The sequence below is a fragment of the Pseudomonas sp. WS 5410 genome, assembly GCF_012985645.1.
GTDB classification, from domain to species: Bacteria; Pseudomonadota; Gammaproteobacteria; order Pseudomonadales; family Pseudomonadaceae; genus Aquipseudomonas; species Aquipseudomonas shahriarae.
Map to the genome: position 1 here is coordinate 123,539 of NZ_JAAQWS010000014.1, position 17,156 is coordinate 140,694.

At 57.6% G+C, this 17,156-nt stretch carries 12 protein-coding genes; 6 read left to right on the forward strand and 6 right to left on the reverse strand.

The genetic code is table 11. From position 1 onward, the window contains the following. Positions 1-8: 8 nt before the first annotated feature. The 4 genes from zorD to zorA1 are packed head-to-tail and all read right to left on the reverse strand — an operon-like array spanning position 9 to position 7,831. Complete coding sequence (gene zorD, locus HBO24_RS20120; RefSeq protein WP_170060165.1) at positions 9-3,257, reverse strand: type I Zorya anti-phage system protein ZorD; 3,249 nt, start codon at positions 3,255-3,257, stop codon at positions 9-11. Next, entirely contained in the window at positions 3,257-4,885 is a 1,629-nt protein-coding gene (zorC, locus tag HBO24_RS20125) for a type I Zorya anti-phage system protein ZorC (RefSeq protein WP_170060166.1), read from the reverse strand. The genes zorD and zorC overlap by 1 nt, the downstream gene beginning before the upstream one ends. Continuing rightward, positions 4,882-5,625 (reverse strand): type I Zorya anti-phage system protein ZorB1, encoded by a 744-nt coding sequence (gene zorB1 / locus HBO24_RS20130; RefSeq protein WP_169989867.1) that lies wholly within the window; start codon positions 5,623-5,625, stop codon positions 4,882-4,884. The genes zorC and zorB1 overlap by 4 nt, the downstream gene beginning before the upstream one ends. Before the next feature lie 13 nt (positions 5,626-5,638). Beyond that, positions 5,639-7,831 (reverse strand): type I Zorya anti-phage system protein ZorA1, encoded by a 2,193-nt coding sequence (zorA1, locus tag HBO24_RS20135; protein ID WP_056741004.1) that lies wholly within the window; start codon positions 7,829-7,831, stop codon positions 5,639-5,641. A 1,114-nt stretch (positions 7,832-8,945) separates the two neighbouring features. Between zorA1 and HBO24_RS20140 the strand changes: the two genes are divergently transcribed. Together HBO24_RS20140 and HBO24_RS20145 are read left to right on the forward strand one after the other, a co-directional pair. Beyond that, on the forward strand, positions 8,946-9,230 hold the full coding sequence (locus HBO24_RS20140) for a DUF6124 family protein (protein ID WP_170060167.1): 285 nt from the start codon (positions 8,946-8,948) through the stop codon (positions 9,228-9,230). 64 nt (positions 9,231-9,294) lie between these two features. Then, the gene (locus HBO24_RS20145; RefSeq protein WP_115127357.1) at positions 9,295-9,765 is read left to right on the forward strand and encodes an N-acetyltransferase; all 471 of its coding nucleotides are present in this window, start codon (positions 9,295-9,297) and stop codon (positions 9,763-9,765) included. Here HBO24_RS20145 and HBO24_RS20150 read toward each other — a convergent pair. Next, positions 9,722-10,021, reverse strand: a complete 300-nt coding sequence (locus HBO24_RS20150; protein WP_115127356.1) for a hypothetical protein — start codon at positions 10,019-10,021, stop codon at positions 9,722-9,724. The two genes, HBO24_RS20145 and HBO24_RS20150, sit on opposite strands and share 44 nt — an antisense overlap. A gap of 189 nt (positions 10,022-10,210) precedes the next feature. Between HBO24_RS20150 and HBO24_RS20155 the strand changes: the two genes are divergently transcribed. From HBO24_RS20155 to dapF, 4 genes are read left to right on the forward strand one after another with little or no spacing between them, the layout of a single operon-like run. Continuing rightward, positions 10,211-11,554, forward strand: a complete 1,344-nt coding sequence (locus tag HBO24_RS20155) for a gluconate:H+ symporter (RefSeq protein WP_170060168.1) — start codon at positions 10,211-10,213, stop codon at positions 11,552-11,554. A 26-nt stretch (positions 11,555-11,580) separates the two neighbouring features. Then, the gene (locus HBO24_RS20160; protein ID WP_170060169.1) at positions 11,581-12,936 is read left to right on the forward strand and encodes a D-serine ammonia-lyase; all 1,356 of its coding nucleotides are present in this window, start codon (positions 11,581-11,583) and stop codon (positions 12,934-12,936) included. A gap of 33 nt (positions 12,937-12,969) precedes the next feature. Next, complete coding sequence (gene dsdC / locus HBO24_RS20165) at positions 12,970-13,905, forward strand: DNA-binding transcriptional regulator DsdC (protein ID WP_170060170.1); 936 nt, start codon at positions 12,970-12,972, stop codon at positions 13,903-13,905. Positions 13,906-13,949: 44 nt separating this feature from the next. Then, positions 13,950-14,750 (forward strand): diaminopimelate epimerase, encoded by an 801-nt coding sequence (gene dapF, locus HBO24_RS20170; protein ID WP_170060171.1) that lies wholly within the window; start codon positions 13,950-13,952, stop codon positions 14,748-14,750. On the opposite strand, the gene HBO24_RS20175 is transcribed toward dapF, so the two are convergent. Continuing rightward, a complete protein-coding gene (locus tag HBO24_RS20175; RefSeq protein WP_170060172.1) occupies positions 14,747-17,155 on the reverse strand; it encodes a TonB-dependent siderophore receptor in 2,409 nt (802 codons plus the stop codon). The genes dapF and HBO24_RS20175 overlap by 4 nt on opposite strands. Position 17,156 lies beyond the last annotated feature (1 nt).

The following is a 17,156-nucleotide window of genomic DNA, read 5'->3' on the forward strand; positions in this document are numbered from 1 at the left end:
AGTCGGGCTCAGCGTGTTTTCAGCAGCGCCTCAAAGTCCGAAGCCTGAATATCCGAAGCCCCACTCAACATGTCCCGCGCCAACGCCCGCCGCTTACTCAGCAACTCATCGAGTGTCGCTTCGAACGTCGGCATCTGCGCATCACGAACCGTCGGGTAGTACACATAGACATCCTTCTCCTGCCCAATCCGATAAGCCCTGTCAGTTGCTTGATCTTCCTTGGCCGGGTTCCAGCAACGGGTGAAGTGAATGACGTGGTTGGCTGCCTGCACGTTCACCCCAAACCCGACAGCGATGGTCGACAGAATGATGACTGCGAATCCCGGCAGCTCCTGGAATTGGTCGATCAGCCGCTGCCGGCTATTCGCACTCTGGCTGCTGGTACTGGTATCGCCGTTGATGACGGTTGCCCGAAACCCGAAATGCTCCTGGATCGAGTGCTGCAACTCCCGCTGAATATCACGCAACTCGGTAAAGACAATGACCTTGTCGCCATTTCCAGCTCTTTTGATCGACTCAAGGGTCTGCATCAACCATTGCAGCTTCGGCGAGTTGTCGCGCAATCGCTTGTCTGGATGAACGCTGTAAGGATGAGCACAAATGAGCTTGAGCTTGTGCAGCAACCCGAGCATGCCGGAGGTCTTTTGATCGAGCTGTTCTTCAATCTGCTGCTTCTGGCTGTACGCGGATATTTCGGACAGGTACAGATTGCGTTGCAAGGCATGCATGCTAAGTGAACGGCATGCTGTGTCTTCGATTTTGGCGGGCAGGTCTTTGGCAATGTCCTGCTTGGTTCGGCGCAAAGTCTGCGGATCGATAAGCCCTCGAAGGCGCTCCAGGGCAACCGTGTCACGCTCCAACGCGGCTTCGATTGGGCGCTGATACTCGCGACCGAACTGGTTCAAACCACCTAGAAAACCTGGTTGAATGAAGTCGAACAGACACCAGAGATCGATCAGGGTGTTCTCGACAGGCGTACCGGTACACGCCACTCGAAATCTCGCAGGAATGGCTTTGATCGCTTGAGTCACCAGTGCCGCGGGGTTCTTCAGCTTCTGCGCTTCATCGCACACGACGATCGACCACTGCTGGCGCGCCAGGGAAAACTCCTGATCGCGAAGTGTCTCGTAAGTCGTCAGGACGATTCGGGCGCCGCCCACCCAACCTGGGCGCAGCAAATTCTTGATGCCTTTTGCTTTCAAGTCAGCAGGTATTTCTTCCTTCTTGAACTTCACTGCACTCAAGGCTGAGCCATACAGCTTCAACACTGGTAGTGCATCAGCGAAGAAGAACCGATGAAGCTCACGCTCCCAGTTATCAAGCAACGAAACTGGGGCGACGATAAGTGTCGGTTTGTCTTGTGGATATTTTTCCAGGTACCAGACAAGGAAGGTGAGCAACTGGATCGTTTTCCCAAGCCCCATGTCATCAGCGAGCAAGCAACCTGACACGTCCGCGGGGGACAAGCGGAACAAATGCTGCAACCACGCGACGCCTTGAAGCTGGTGCTCACGCAATACGACCTCAGGCTTGAGCAAGCTGGGCAACTCTGGTATTGCATCCAAAGCGGCGCGTAATGCTGCTTGGCGAATCTCAACGTAGGTCGGTTCGTCGATGTTGTGGCCGATTTGCAGTACGGCGCGACCAACTTTTTCCTGTTGCTGGACCAGGCCGGTCTCGACAGGGGCGATCTTCTTGGACCAGGCATTAAACAGTCGCTCGGCGGCGGCAATCGACAGCGGTGTTTCGGACTCTGGCAAACAGACCGTTTCATCACCGGCAGCGCGAGCTTCGTCCAGCCGCTGCTCAAACGCTTCAAATTGAGCACGGTCGGATGGATCCCAACGCCCAAGAATTTCTGCGTCAATGCCCAGCGCCGCCACATCCTTCGGCAACCAGTTCTCGGTCGCCTCCTTGACGAGGAAAGGCGAAGTAATTCTTTCCGCTTCCCCGATGCCAGTCACACGGTCTCCGTAAAGAGACAGGTCTAGGACTGAGTCGAACTCAATACCGGCCGCTTCGTTTTGCCAACGCTTAAGCAGATCGCTGATGCCTGCCAACTGGCGCAAATCAAAATCGCTGAGTTCCAGCTCATAGCCCTGCCAGAAACCAGCTGGCATTCCAGCGGCTAACTTCAGTTGCAATTCATGCACGAACGGCGCGAGCTCATAGGCCGCTTTGAATTCAACTTCGATGGGCGCTTGCGGCGTTGGCGAGATCGGTTCGAGAGTCAGATTTACCTGCTCGATGCGCTGTCCCGCTTCATCCAGTTTGGGCTCCAGATGAAAGCGATGAAAGAAAATCCCAGCCTCGGCCAGGTCGTCTTCATAAGTCTCGGCATCCAACACTTGCGCGGCACTTTCGCCGAGTGCGCTGTAAGGGTTGCGGACGAAAGAAAGAGCATCGTCCCCAGCGACCCGACGCCCGGGCAACGAGCGCACATAGTCCAATACAGATTTGACTTCGGGATCAATCAGCACGTGTGTCAGCGATCCATCATCACCAGTCACCCGATATCGATCCTGAACCTGATTAGCGCCGTCGAAACTTTCAAGCCAGTTTGCCGGCTGGCCTTCAAAGGTGGGTTCCAGTTCGATAACCGGTATATTGCCTACTGTCGATTTTCGCGGGTTGAGTCGCAAGCTTTCAGGTTTGATAACGACGGTCTTATCCAAGAAGCCATCCATACCGGCACCAGCCTTGCGCGCCAACTTCCTGATGCTAGCCCAGCCAATCTGGTTAGTTACTTCACCCGGCTCATTTTGCTGAGCCAGATAAAGTTGCCGTACCGCACCGGTCAGTTTCCACGACGACTCGGGCAGAATTTCCATTATTCCGTTGCGCTGGACGATGGCACCTGTACGCTGCAACTGCACATTTGCATTGGACTGCGGGTCGCGCCATCCACTGACAGCGACCTTGAAGTCGTCAGAGGCAAGACTGCCTTGGCTGCTCAATTGAGGGATGAGGGCTGTCTGTGGCGGCAACCCCAATAGCGGCAGACTTGTTAAGTGCTCTGGCTCATCAAGAAGCCGATAAAGCTCGTCCCACGTCAGCAACCAACGATCGCTGAGCTGAGAGACGAACTCCTCCTCTTCCAACTGATCCAAATAGCTTGCCAGCGGCCAGGACTGCGCATTCTCCGCCAAGCTCAGGGGATAACAAAACCCCTGCTCCTCAATGGAAAAAACAGGCTCAGTATTTTCTACCGCCGAATTCGGCTGCCGGCCGATGCCTTTCAGCAAACGCTTGAGCATTACTGTCTCCAAAACCTGAGTGGCTGGTGATTGACGGGCTTGAAGCCCAGGCGTTGGAGCGCTGCAACGGCAGCCTGATCATTGTCATCAAGCTGGACCTGAAACGCGCCACCGCGCGCGCGCTGGTCATAGACTTTGTGCTTGACCGACTTCAGGGCGTCACGGACTTGGTCTTCGAAAGCCATGGGTTTGGATGACCCTGGCGTGCCGGCCTGACTCTGCACGCGAATGCCCAATTTCCCTAGAGAGTCATCGAATTTGCTCAGCCAACCCTCTATACGGTTTGGGCGGCTCGGTGCAGGTGAATGCCGCATTCGATCCAGCGCACGATTTGCCTGCTTCAGCTCGGCGGTCAGCTCAAGCTGGGATTTGTCTGGGTTGAATGGCGAATCATCTGCTTTGTACACATAGCAGGCATTGCCTGTGCCGGAGAACTCCACGAAAAAGTAGTTCCCAATCTGCATCACTACAGCGTTGTTGTGCCCAGGACCGCCTATCAGCTTGCTCAAGCGCCCTTTGTTTTTCTCACGGAAATGGACGAAGTCCCGCCCGCGGTCATTCCACGCATCCGCCCCCATAACAATTCGGGTGTAGCTCATTTGGTTGGCAAATCGCAGCCAATAGTGCAGACGCGATTGATCGACCTCGGAGTCTCCCTTCAACAGGTTGAAGAAGTGTTCAAGATCTTCCTTTGCGAACCATGCAACGACCATTGCACAGACATCTTTTTCAACATACTGCAGCCAGCTGTTTTGCCTGGAACGGATCTGAGGGCTGCCCCAATTGTCGAGTGCAACCTGTTTGAGCAGCGACGACGGCTTTTCTCGATAGGCTGCCAAGTGATAACGCGACAGACATGCACTCAGAATGTCGTTCATGTACCGCGGATGCTGCCGACCGATATCGACAAGGTCGGCTAAGCGCTGAGAAAACTCGGCGTCATCCAACATAAAAATACGAGAGATAAGTACGTTAAAGATCCTTCGCCACAGCCAACTGCTGTCAGGGATCTGCGCAATCGTCTGCAATGCCGAAAGGTCGCTGATCTCTCCCTTGAACATCTGGTCACCCAGCCTGGCACCTGCCTGCTCGGAGAAAAGCTCCTGATGCTGCTGGACGATGTGAACCCATTCCTTCTCGCGTTTTTGCTGGCCTCTGACGCATTCGAAGCCAAGCTGAACGTCTTCCCGCAACAGACACCAATTGGCGCTCTTATCAGGCGTGGCGGCCTCGTACCCAAAGTAGCTAAAGCACAGCGCCAACCAATCGCGGCGGCTAAGCTTTCGTTTTTCGATACGGTGACAGATTTCTTTGTGCACTCGGTCAAAGAGCTGGTCATCGTCCAGTATCGGCCCGACTCGCTCACTCTTGTCCGAGAGGCCGGCGAAAACCAAGCGCCATTCTGAGGCGTTGAGTGGGAGTACATTGCGGAATTTGCTTATCGCAGCGCGGCGCTTTTCCTGAGGTGGCGGCAAAGCCTTTTCAGCGCGCTCGAATCTTTCGTAAAGATCAATTCCCGCAGCACCCAGACGGGGGAATCGCGCCAACGGTTCAGGCGCCGGCCCCGTTCGATGCGCGGAAAGACTCAGGTTGATAGCGGCGGAAAGCCTCGCGATTGGGCTGGTCATCGGTTCATCGCCAACTGACACTTTTCCATATCAGTGTTGTTGAACACCGGGACCTCTGGCTTGAGGTTGTCCTCCTTTTCCTTCAAGCCAAAGAACTGCATGCGCAACTCCACTCGCCGGCTTTCTTCCTTAGTGTCCTTTGCATTATTGAAAGACACACCGCCCGCCAGGAAAATCGATCTGATTTGCTGTTGGTGCTCCGCCGACAATCCGACTTGGAGCGGGCTGCGGCTATCGAGCAGACTACACATCACCCACTCTGAACGCTGCAGTGAAAGGTGCAGGTTATAAAGATAAGAGCCGTCGGTGTCGGTCGATCCCTCGATCACAACCTGTTTGAACCATTTACGGCCTTCTTCACTGTTAGCCGCGTCCAGAATCATCGGCACAACCTCTTGGAGTGCCGACTGGCCATCGTTGCTCAGCGCGTACTGGTTATGCCCAAAGCGGCCAGCATCGCCGAAGCTAATCCGGTTGTCCTTGCAGTCTACAACGATGGTTTTACTGGCAGCCTTCGCCTTAAGGCTCAGGTGCTCGCAGATCTGACTGATGTCCCTATTACGTTGCTTCTCTCCTTGCTCCGCTTGGTTAATACGCTGCGTCACAGAACTCAAAGCCGCCACCATGACCACCAGAAATAGAATCATCATCGCAGTCATCAAATCAGCGAAGGAGATCCAGAACGGCTTCTCTCCCTCGTCTTTTGAACGGACAACCGAAGGCATTTGCTTACCAAACATCGACTAGTCTCCGTTACTGCCTGATTCGTTCCATGATGTCGCCGAAGTCTTCGAGACTTTCCTTGACCCCTTCTACACCGCCAGCGAGGCTCTTGACTGCTTTATCTAGCTCGGCATCCAGACTACCCAGCGTTTGTCTCAAGGTCCGATCCATGCCATCACCGAACTCTTTAAAGCCGTTACCCAACACACCACTGATGTTTTCCAGGTATTCATAAACTTCACGGTTAAGCGCCTGCATCCGCTCGCTTTGAACCTTCAGGTCCTGGAGATACTGGCTGCGGCCGCTGGCCTCCCCTTGTGCACTTGCGACAACCCCTTCGATGACCGCGAGAGTTTTCGCCAGCGCTTCACGATTGTTTCGATAGTCCGCGACCACGGTGTTCAACTCACGTGATGCTTGTGCAAGCTCAGTACCTGCGCCCTGGACTGTGCCCATCAGCCCCGCAGTCGACTCACTGGCTCGCGCAACGCTTTGTCCGGCCGTTTCGAACCGCTCAGCCGCCGCCCGCATCTTGTCTGCGCCTAGCTGCATGCTTTGCAAATGCTGCTCTGTTTGGGCACTCAACGCCTTAACGGTGTCCTGTGCAGACTTCTGTTGCTCTGACACTGTTTGCAGCAACGCCTTGACCTGCTCGTCAAGGCCGCCCACCAGGTCGCGGGTGCCTTGATGCAGGTCAGCCTGTGCAGCGCGGGTGGTTTGATCCATCTGCTGCTGGCCGTGCTCCAATTGCTTGAAGACTGCCGAGAGTTGCTCACCCAGCACCTCAACGGAGCCCGCAATTTTCGCCATGGTTTCCTGTTGACCTTGGCCGATGTTCTGCTTGATCGACTCAACAAAAGCCTGGAGATTCTCAGCCATTGCCTGTTGGCGAGCCTCGCTTTGAGCAAACAACTTCTCCAACTGCTCGGCCATTCGAGCACCTGCCCCCTCCCCTTCGTTGCCGATACGGGCAACCGAAGCCTGGAGATTGGCGAGCATCTCGTTCATCCCCGCTTGCATGGCGTTCTGTCCGGCCTGCATATCGGAGAGTAACTGAGCGATCATAGTCGAGCTGTTTTGGGTCGAGGACTCGCTAGCCGAACGCATATCTTGGATCAGCGTCGAAAAGCCTTGCTGCATCGACTGCATGGCGGCAACGGACTGACCCATCAGTTCGTGTAGACCGTTGAACTGTTGGCCGAACGTACCTTCCAGCTTGTTCATGAAGGCAACTAGAACATCCTGAAGAAGGTTCTGTACTTGCCCTGACTGGTCGCCACTGGCGGCCTGAACCGCACCCGCGATAGCTTCAAGGGGGGATTTGAGACTGTTCTCAATCGCACTGCTTACCTGATCGGCCAACAACTGCCCAGAGTCACGGTAAGTCGTAGACAAGGTATCCGCTAATTTGAGGCTTTCGCGGACTTGGGTATCAACGAGGTTCTGCAGCATTTCCCGCAGATCGGTTACCAGGCTGTCCTTGAGCTGACGGGTTTGCACGGAGCTTTCAGCACTCGAGCGCACAAGCTCCGCTAGATATTCCTCACCGACACCACTGTCGAAAAGCCCGTCGATGGTTTCGTTGAACGCTTCAAGAAGCCTGTAGCATTGGCCCAGACGCCACTTTTCAGTAATCGTGACGGCTATAGAGGCCATGATTGAAATAAAGGAGCCGATGAACGCAAACAACACGTCCTTGAGCAGCTTATCGACGCTGGCATTTACCTGCTCAGGGGTGCTTGGATCAAAATGCTGTAGGCCTAGCATCAAGCCGAAGAAGGTGCCGACAATACCGATGCCGGTCAAAATACCAGGCAGGTGTTTATAAAACTCGGTTCCCAGCGGGGTATCAACCACGCTTTGAGGTGAGAAAAAATGCGCGGCTCCGGCGGTGGCGCGCGACCGGACAAGAACCTGTTCGCCTTCTTGAAACTCAAACTGGTCGTGCAGCGTTTCAGCGTACTCGTGCCAGGAGTGCTCCAGCTTGCTTCCATTGAACAGTCGCTCCAATTCAGAGCGCCGTTGAGACGGGGCGAGCGCTTTCACACCGTGCACACGTTTAGTCAGTTTTTTCAGCTGACTGCTAAGTTTGAAGGATGGACAAAAATAACGGACAAAGTACCAAGCGCACAAAATGAAAACGAAGCCAACTACCGTTATTGGCGCGATCAGTTGCTCGGAGCTTGCTGCACCCCATAGATGCAACAGCGTCGAAAAATCCATACTTTCCGCCTTCAATTTAGCATTTTTTTGATGTTCGGGACGCCTGCAACACCCACATTGATGCGTCAATCGCCAATCCCGTTGGTGATCGATGACAGCACCTTGCTCGGCACGCGTTTTTTAGGGCACAACAAAGTCGGAAAGGAAGGGCGGTAGTTTCACTACGGCTAATCAGGAACCTTCCGTGGACAAATGTTAGAAAATCATGTCCTTATGCCAGCACCTTAGCCTGAGCCTTGACCGTCGTAAAGCCGGACGCGATCAATGGATCCCTGATCTGAGAGATCCGATAGGCTTATCGGGTGTGTGCTCCGCGACCACTGTACAGAGACACCAAATCCCCTCCAGCCCCTCTGCAATTTAATCCGTGTCGAAACTTTGATTCTGCACAGCCAATTCGCGAACCATCAGCTCAATACGAGCGACATCTTGAGGAGTTGGAGCACGAGCGCATTTGCCGTACGCGACAGCAATAAGGCACGCGCCGACTCGCCAGAGCGAGTGAAGGAATGAACCAAGCGCCAGCAATCGCTATCAGTAGCCGTTGGTTCCACTCAAAGGCGAAATCCGAAGTACAGCTGTGGAATTGAACTTTGGTCGACGTAAAGGCAGGAATTTAAGAAGATTCGCGAATGGTATTCCATAAGGTATTCCAATAGAAAATCCAACCGAAAATAATCAATAAAAATCAATACGATACAGAATCAATTCAGATTACCCCGGCCCACCAAACACAAATCATCAACAACCCCCACCCACCACGAACTTTGTCGTTTCTGGACCTGGAGCCCACCACCCAGCGCACTTCGGATTTTTCCTTCAACCTTTCGCGCTGTCGATGAACTGGCGCCCCTTTCAACACAGCGATAAATTCCCCTGGTTGCTGCTCTTCAGCAACCGGCTTTGACAGGCCGAAAAGTGTAACCTTTCACACCCCTTGATTAAGCGGCATGCTTCGCGCATTCCGCCTTGCTCATGGCGGCTGTGCGTGGGGCATCTTCGGGTGCGCCGGGTTCCTACACTTCCGGTCTGTCAACCTGCGTACAGCTGCCACCCAAACCTGTTTGACAGCAGGGGAATGGCAGCTCCCGTTACCAGTGTAGGAGCTTCACTCATGAAAAAGATCACCCCCAATCCGCCAAGGCTCGACCATTGCGCAGCCGAAATTTTCACCATCGCTCAGAATATTGATACCGAAACTCTACTCGTGCAGACCTGCGAAACCCTCGCCTCGCTGAACGCGCTCACTACTGATCTGGCTTTCGAGTTTGATGGTGCTTTTCGCCAAAAGCTTTTGGCCACCCAGCAATTGAGTGTCTTAGGTGAGTTACTCGTGACGCGCGCACTGGACCTTCTTGTGCCAACGGCAAATTCAGAGGCTGCGGGATTAACGGGTTGAGCATGCCTGCCACCCCCAGTTAGTCCACAATAGCCCCCTCCCACCTCAGCCATCGACCGCCCCCATGATCCGCAACTTCCACACCCCCGACCTGGACCCCGTCCTAAACATCTGGCTACTCGCATCCACCCAGGCCCATCACTTCATACCCTCAACATTCTGGCATGAGCAGCTTGAAGCTATGCGTGACATCTACCTCCCCAGCGCCACCACCCGGGTGTTTGAGGCCGATGGTGCAGTAGCAGGATTCTGCTCTGTGTACGGCGACACGCTAGCGGCGCTTTTTGTCGCGCCGGCGCGTCAGGGGGGCGGTATAGGCCGGCAGCTTCTCGCGGATGTCATGCTGGCCAGGTCGACGCTTCAGTTGACGGTGTACTCGGCAAATGCGCCTGCAATTCGCTTCTATGAAGCTCAAGGTTTTGTAGTGCTCGGGGAGCAACTGGACGAGCACACGGGTCATCTAGAGAAGGTGATGCGCTGGGTCGCCGAGCCTACTGAGCGCGCTCTTCACAAACAGCCTTCAACCCCAAAATAGTCGTTGGCGTGCTGCCAAGGTGCGTCTGTGTAGCAACTACCATATTGGCCCCGGTATCACCTTCAAGATGGTATGGCTTGCCATCACACGCCTTGGCGGCTTTCTGGTTGATGTTTTCCAGCAAGCCTTCGCGGGAGTTAAAGATGCTGCCGTGGCTGGTGATCATGTATTGGCCGGGCGCGATTTCATTGACGCCGGTGAAGGTGCAACCCGTCAGGGTCAGGGCAATACATCCGGTTAACAATAATGCTTTCAAGTGTTCGAACTCCTGTAATGACCTGACAATTACGCAGGCGCCGCGCATTGTCATGCAATCGGCCGCCCCTGGCCATAAGTGAACAGGCGTCAGCTAGCGCCTGACGAATCATCGTTTGTCCCCGCCATAGGCCTGAAATCTAATCCATCGCAAACAACTAACAATAACTGCGTTGGAGCAGACCCACCCATGTCCCCGACCTTTTCTCTATTGATCCTTGGCGCGTCCATTCTGTTGATTGTCGTGCTGATCGGTAAATGCCGCGTGCATCCGTTCCTGGCCCTGATCGCCGCCAGCCTGCTGGTGGGGGTCGGCACGAGCATGACTCCCACCGCGATTGTCTCGGCATTTGAGAAGGGCATGGGCAGCACGCTCGGGTTTCTTGCCGGCATCATTGGGTTGGGCAGTATTCTCGGCAAGTTGCTGGAGGAGTCTGGCGGCGCCAAGCGCATTGCGACCACGCTGCTGCGGCTGCTGGGTGAGCAGAACGCCGCGTGGGCGATGATGCTGGTGGGTTTTATCGCCGGGATTCCGGTGTTCTTCGAGGTGGGATTTGTGCTGCTGATCCCGCTGATTTATGTGGTTGCCCGTCAGACTCGGATTAACCTGTTGTACCTGGGTGTGCCGCTGGCGACTTCGCTGATGGTGGTGCATTGCATCCTGCCGCCGCACCCCGCCGCCACGGCCATTACCGGCATGCTCAATGCCGATATCGGCAAGGTGATTTTGTACGGGCTGATCGTCGGCTTGCCCACTGCCGTGATCGCCGGGCCGATCTGGGTCAAGCTGACCTGTGCGCGGCAGGCCCCGGCCAACCAGGCGCAGTTTTTGGCTGAGCGTGGTGAGGGGAGCATCGACGACAGCCAGGCCCCCGGTTTCGCGATTGCGATGATCACCGTGCTGTTGCCCTTGGCGCTGATGGTCGGCAAAACCCTGGCCATCCCCTTGCTGGCCAAAGGCTCGATGGCGTTTGAGTGGGTGTCTTTCATAGGTAACCCGCTGATTGCCCTGGCGCTGTCGATTTGCTTTGCCTACTGGTCCCTGGGCCTGCGCCGTGGGCTGGGCATGAGCGATTTGCTCGACCTAACCCACCGCTGCTTCCCGCCGCTGGCCGGTATTCTGCTGGTGATCGGCGCCGGCGGGGCGTTCAACGATATGCTGGTCGGCAGCGGCATCGGCAAAGTCCTGGCGGACGTGCTGGGCCAGTCCAACATCAACCCGATCATCCTCGCGTGGTTGATCGCCGGGCTGATGCACTTCGCCGTGGGCTCGGCCACCGTGGCCATGATCAGCACCGCCGGCATGGTGCTGCCGATCCTCGGACAGAACCCACAATACAGCCCCGAGATCCTGGTGATCGCCATCGGTGCCGGCGCCATCGGCTGGACCCACGTGACCGACTCGGCGTTCTGGGTCGTAAAAGAGTACCTGGGGATTTCCCTCTCCGAAGCCCTCAAGAAATTCACCGGCGCCACCGTGCTCGCCTCGGTGGCAGCCCTGGTCTTTACCCTCATCCTTTCCCGGTTTGTGTGATGAACCCCACTTCAAAGGCAGTTCCCATGATTCAAGGCAAAACCCTAGACGCCTGGTATGCAAGCCATCCCGTCATCCAGCAATTGGTCGCACTTGAGCCGCTCAGTTGGTTCAACCCCGCGATCGCCCCGGCCGCTGTAGCGCTTGAGGATGTCGGCCTGACCCTGGAGGATGTACAAGACGCCAGCGCGCGCCTGCTTCGCTTCGCGCCCTATCTCGCCAAGGTGTTCTCGGAGACGGCGGCGGCGGGTGGCATCATCGAGTCCGCGATCCAGCCGCTGAAGGCCATGCAGCACGCGCTGTTGAGCGAAGCCGCCCTCCCCGACTGCGGCGCGCTGTGGCTGAAAAAAGACTGCGACTTGCCGATCTCCGGCTCGATCAAGGCCCGGGGCGGTATTCATGAAGTGCTCAAGCACGCTGAAGACCTGGCCCTGCAGGCAGGCTTGATTACCCTCGACGATAACTACGCAACCTTGGCCGACGAGCGCGCACTGGGTTTTTTCAGCCAGTACAAAATCGCCGTGGGCTCCACCGGCAACCTTGGCCTGTCCATCGGCATCATCAGCGCCACGCTGGGTTTCCAGGCGACGGTGCACATGTCCTCGGATGCGCGCCAATGGAAGAAGGACAAACTGCGCGCCAGCGGCGTGACGGTGGTGGAATACGCCTCCGACTACAGCGTTGCCGTGGAAAACGGCCGCCAACAGGCGCAAAACGATCCGGCCTGCTATTTCATCGACGATGAAAACTCGCCCCACCTGTTCCTTGGCTATGCCGTGGCCGCCGAGCGCCTGGCCCGACAATTTGAAGTGGCCGGGGTGCGGGTGGACGCCGAGCATCCGCTGTTCGTGTATCTGCCCTGTGGTGTCGGCGGCGGCCCTGGTGGCGTGGCGTTTGGCTTGAAGCTGGCGTTTGGCGATGCCGTGCACTGTGTGTTTGCCGAACCGACCCACTCGCCGTGCATGCTGCTCGGTGTGTATACCGGGCTGCATGACCAGGTGAGCGTGCAGGACTTCGGCATCGACAATGTCACCGCAGCTGACGGCCTGGCAGTGGGCCGCCCCTCCGGCTTCGTCGGCAAGGCGATGCAGCGCCTGGTCGATGGCTACTACACCGTCACCGACGAAGAACTCTACCGCCTGATGTTCCTCGCCCACGACCTTGAAGGGGTAAAACTCGAACCTTCGGCCCTGGCCGGCGCGCCAGGCATTGTGCGGGTGCTCAAGGACGCGCAGTATTTGCAGCGCATTGGCGTCTCGGCGGCACAGTTGGCCAGCGCCACGCACTTGATCTGGGGCACCGGCGGCAGCATGGTTCCCGCCGAAGAGTTCGCCACCTACCTGGATAAGGGGCGCGCTCTGCAAACCACAATCCATCGTTGATCGCCGACGGTTGACGCGAAGAGGGACACCCACATGGCAGCACTTGGCCTGGGCAAAGCGCCGAAGCTCACCGGCGCCCACCTGTCCAACCTGCACACCTTCCTGGTCGCCGCCCGCCACCTCAGCTTTGCCCGCGCCGCTGACGAGCTGTGCCTGACCGCCAGTGCGGTCAGTCACCGCATAGCGCGCCTGGAAGAAGAACTGTCGCTCAAGCTGTTCCATCGCTTGCCGCGCAAGGTCGACCTGACTGATGACGGCGAGCGTATTTTCAAGGTCATGCAGCACACCATGGACACCCTGTCCGAGGCCGTGCAAGAACGCTCCGACAGCCAGATCGAAGGCCAGCTGTGCTTCTACGCACGGCCCTCCGTCGCGCAATGTTGGCTGGTCCCCAGGCTGGCCGATTTCACCGCACGCTATCCCGGGATTCAACTGGATGTGCGGGTCGGCAACGAACCGATCGACTACCGCACCCGGCGCATCGACCTAGTGCTGTGCTACTCCAACGGCGAGCATCCGGGCCTGGAAAGCCTGCGCCTGATGCCCGAGCGGATTGCCCCGGTGTGCAGCCCGCAATATGCCCAGGCCCATGGCTTGATCGGGCATCCGGAACGCCTGGTGCAGTGCACGGTGCTGCACGATGTGGCGGCGTGGGACAACATTTCATTTGATGCAGAATGGCGCTTATGGCTGGATGCCGTGGGCGACAGCAGCGAACTGCCAAGCCGCTTCATGACCTTTGACCGCTCCGACTTGAGCACCCTCGCGGCGATCAACCATGCGGGCGTGGCCATTGGCCGCGAGCAACTGGTGCGCAAGCGTGTGCAAGATGGCGAACTGGTGCTGCCGTTCGGCGGGTTCAGGGAGGCGTTCAACTATGGCTACTATCTGGTCCACCCCGCCCACGAAACCCTGCCCAGACGGCTCAAGGCGCTGATCGACTGGCTGGTCGAGCAAGCCGACAATTGACGCCTCTACCCGCGTGCAAATCACGATGACCTCAGGACTCCGCCATGCCGCTGAACTTTCACAAGATGCACGCCAATGGCGATGATTTTGTCGTTGTCGACGCACGCAACGCCACCAACCCTATCACCAGCGCCCTGGCCAAGCGCATGGGGGATCGCCACCGTGGGGTTGGCTTCAACCAACTGGCGGTGATGCTCGATTGCGACGATGCACAGGCGCGGGTGGTGTTCTGGAATGCCGATGGTTCTGCGCTGGATACCTGTGGCAGCGCCACGCGAGGGGTTGCCGAGCGCTTGATGCGCGAATCCAACAGCACCTCGGTGATACTGCGAACCAACCGTGGCCTGCTGACCTGCGAACAAACCACCAGCGGCGCGATTACCGTGAGCATGGGCGAACCGCTGCTCAGCTGGTCGCAGATCCCCTTGGCCACGGCCTTGGATAGCCTACGGCTGCCACTGGCCGGAGAGCCCACCGCATGCAGCATGGGTAATCCGCACTGCACCTATTTTGTCGATGATCTGGCGAACATTGACATCGCGGCCGTCGGCTCGTTGATTGAAACCAACCCGCTGTTTCCCGCGCGCACGAATGTGCATTTCGTCAAAGTCATCAACCGCAGGCATATCCGGCTGCGCATTTGGGAGCGCGGTGGTGGCGTGCCGTTGGGGTCTGGCTCGTGCTCGTGTGGTGCGGCGATCAATGGGATACGTCGGGGGCTGCTGGACGATTGCGTTGAGGTTGAATGTGATGGGGGCAGCGTCACGGTGCAATGGCGTGGCACCGGCCCGGTGCTGCTTACCGGGCCGGTTGAATGGGTGTTTTCAGGGACGTTTGCGGCCTAGAAATCCCAGCGCGTAGTCACCATCACATTGCGCGGATCGCCGTAATACGCCGAGTCGTAGAAGCCGATGTTGGTGTAGTACGCCTTATCGAACAGGTTGTTGACGTTGAGCGTGGCCGACAGGTTTTCCGTCAATTGATAACGGGCCATCAGGTCCACCAGCCAGTACGGGTCCTGGGTGAATTTTTCGCTCTGGCGCGTGCCGGGGTTGTTGACGTTTTGCCAACCGGCAGCCTGCCAACGCGCGCCACCGCCCAGGGTGAGTTTGTCCAGGCGGCCCTGGAGTTTGTAGCTGGTGTAGAAACTCAGTTGATCTTCCGGCTCCCAGGTGGCGACCTTTTTCTTGTCGGCATCGCGGGCGATCTTGTGGGTGTAGCCGGCCTGTAGCTGCCAGCCGGGGCTCAGTTCGCCGGAGATTTCCGCTTCGTAGCCCTTGGTCTCGGTTTTAGTGCCGATGTAGGAGTAGTCCACGCCCGGCTGGGAGTTGTAGGCCGTATCAGCAACCGGGCGGTTTTTTTCGTGGACCTCGAAGTAAGCCAGGCTGGCGTTCAGGCGCCCGTCGAAGAACTCACTCTTGAGGCCCAGTTCGTAGTTCTTGCCTTCGTTGGGATCAAGCATGGTGCGCGTACGGTCGCGATACTGGGTTTGTGGCTGGAAGATTTCGGTGTAGCTGGCGTAGGCCGTGAAGTTGTCGTTGAGGTCGTAGGTCAGGCCGGCATAGGGCACGACCTTGCCGCTTTCCCGGGTGTCGCTGGTGCCCGTGACCTGGTAGTTGGCGATGCGCGTGCCCAGCAGCAAGTGCAGGTCATCCATCAGACTGAAGCGCCCGGTGATGTAGCTGCCGGTCTGGCGCGTGGTTTCGTCGTTGATCCTGGTCGGTTGGTTCCACAGCGGCTCAATGGCTTCGCCGTGCCACTTGTAGAAGTCGTAGGAGTTGTCGAAATAGGTCGCGCTGCCGTAGTCCTTGCCCTTCCATTTGGAGATGGACAACGACTGGCCCACCACCAGTTGATGCTCACGGCCAAGCAACTCAAACGGCCCGGACGCGTACACATCGACGCTGTCACTGGTGGTCTCGCCGGTGTATTTACGCGCAAAGATGGAGCTGGCGCTCAGGGAGTCCTGGGAGATGTAGCCCAGGGGCGCGTTGTAGCCGTTGATCTGATGGTTGTACTGGCCCTTGGTCACCCAGCCATTGTCGAAGGTGTGTTCCAGGGTGGCGAACAGGGTACGGGTGTACTGCTCCCAACTGCTCCACTTTGGCCCGTTGTTGAACGAGCGCGGCAGGTCCAGTTTGTTGCCGGCCGGATCGAAGATGGTCCGCGTACCGGTCCAGCTGGAGCCTTTCGGATCGCTGTCCTGATAGTCAGCACCCAGGGTCAGCAGGGTGTCGGGATCAAGGTCGAATTCAAGGATGCCGTAGTAAACGCCGGTTTTACGCGAATAGTGGTCGAGGAACGATTTTTTATCCTGGTACGCCGCCACGGCCCGGCCGCGCACGTTGCCGGTTTCAGTCAACGGGCCGCTGACGTCGATCTGCGAGCGGTAGTTGTCCCAGGAGCCGGCGCCCAGTTCGATGCTGCTCTTGAACTCCGAGGTCGGCTTCTTGCGAATCAGGTTGATGGTACCGCCCGGGCCGCCCGCGCCGGTGAGCAGGCCGGTGGCGCCCTTGAGCACTTCGACGCGGTCATACAGGGCCATGTCGGTCAGGGTCTGCCCCGCCGAGTACTGGGCGTCGCGCAGGGTGGGAATGCCGTCGTACTGGAAGTTGACGATGGAAAAACCACGGGAATAGTAGTTGGTGCGCTCGGTGTCGTAGGTCGACACGGTGATGCCGGGCGTGTGGCGCATCACGTCGTCGATGGCATTGAGGCCGAAGTCATCCATCACCTGGCGCGTGACCACCGAGATCGATTGCGGCGTTTCCCGTGGGGTGAGCACCATCCGCGTGGCGGTGGCAATGGTGCCCGGGGTGTAGGAGCCAGTGCCTTCGGTGATCGAGCCCAACTGGTTGGCGCTGATCTGCGTGGCCTGCAATTGCACTTGCCCGTCTGCGGCGGCCCGCGCCACCACGCGATAGCTGCCCTGCTCATACTCGGCCTGCAGACCCAGCGGTGCCAGCAGGCGCTCAAGCCCCTCGGCCAGGGCAAAACTGCCGTGCAAGCCCTGGCTGTGCACACCCTTGGCCAGCGCCGAATCGATGGCGATCATTACGCCCGCCTGATTGCCGAAAGCACCCAGCACGCGATCCAGGCTGCCGGCAGCAATGTCGTAGGACTGGCGCGAGGCCTGTTCGGTCGCCGGTTGCGCAGTGGCGGCCATGGCGCCGTGGCTGGCCGTTGCCACAGTTAAACCAACGATTATGGCGCGCAGGGCGCTGGCAAGCGGAGTGACGCGGCTGTGCATA